We start from the raw sequence: 311 nt of genomic DNA, 5'->3' as shown, positions 1-311 counted from the left end.
CGTAAGCAGTAAATTTGAACCATAAACCACAGTGGTTTTCTCAACAAAAAAGCGGTTTGGTTTTGGATCGCCGCTCACCATTGAAAGTGTTGCAAACAAGCCATCAATGGTCATAAAAGACCAAGCATCCCAAGGGCTGCTTGCAAAGGCAAAAGGCGAGGTTCGGCTATTCAAAAAACTTGGGTGGCAGCTTTATAACAAAGGTTTTCAAGGCGGACGCAAAACATTCCTGCAAATTTTGTTATATCAATTTATGGCGCTCACGGTGGCTTTCTTGCGTGAAGCTAATGTTTTTCGCCCCTTAAAACGAC

The 311-nt window shown here is 43.1% G+C and carries 1 protein-coding gene; it reads left to right on the top strand.

From position 1 onward, the window contains the following. Positions 1-106: 106 nt before the first annotated feature. Positions 107-311 (top strand): hypothetical protein (locus LRP50_RS25615; RefSeq protein ID WP_274167201.1); only part of this gene is annotated, 205 nt, incomplete at its 3' end.

This window comes from Enterovibrio gelatinilyticus, from assembly GCF_028683095.1.
Lineage (GTDB): Bacteria > Pseudomonadota > Gammaproteobacteria > Enterobacterales > Vibrionaceae > Enterovibrio > Enterovibrio gelatinilyticus.
Note: the sequence above shows the minus strand (reverse complement) of the source record. Positions and strands in the feature narration are given on the sequence as shown.